1 protein-coding gene is annotated in these 252 nt (G+C 67.5%); it reads left to right on the top strand.

Translation table 11 applies throughout. The features are described from left to right. A partial coding sequence (locus tag FFT10_RS27920; protein ID WP_228027352.1) for a hypothetical protein occupies nucleotides 1-252 on the top strand: 252 nt, incomplete at both ends.

The following is a 252-nucleotide window of genomic DNA, read 5'->3' as shown; positions in this document are numbered from 1 at the left end:
CTACCTGGACGGCAAGGACACCATCGGCACGACCGGTGGCACCGCTGGCAACGACCTGCTGAGCGGCATCACGCTGGTCGCCGGTGCGAACAGCGTTGAGAACAACTTCGGTGAACTGCCGCCGGCCAAGCTCAGCGGCTACGTGTACGAAGACGCGGGCAACGACGGCGTGCGCAACAGCGAGGCGCCGATTGCCGGGGTCGAGGTCAAGCTGACGGGCACCGACGACCTGGGCAACCCGGTCACGGCCAC

This window comes from Pseudaquabacterium pictum (genome assembly GCF_005403045.1).
Taxonomy (GTDB): Bacteria; Pseudomonadota; Gammaproteobacteria; order Burkholderiales; family Burkholderiaceae_C; genus Pseudaquabacterium; species Pseudaquabacterium pictum.
This window is presented reverse-complemented; position numbering and strand designations above follow the sequence as displayed.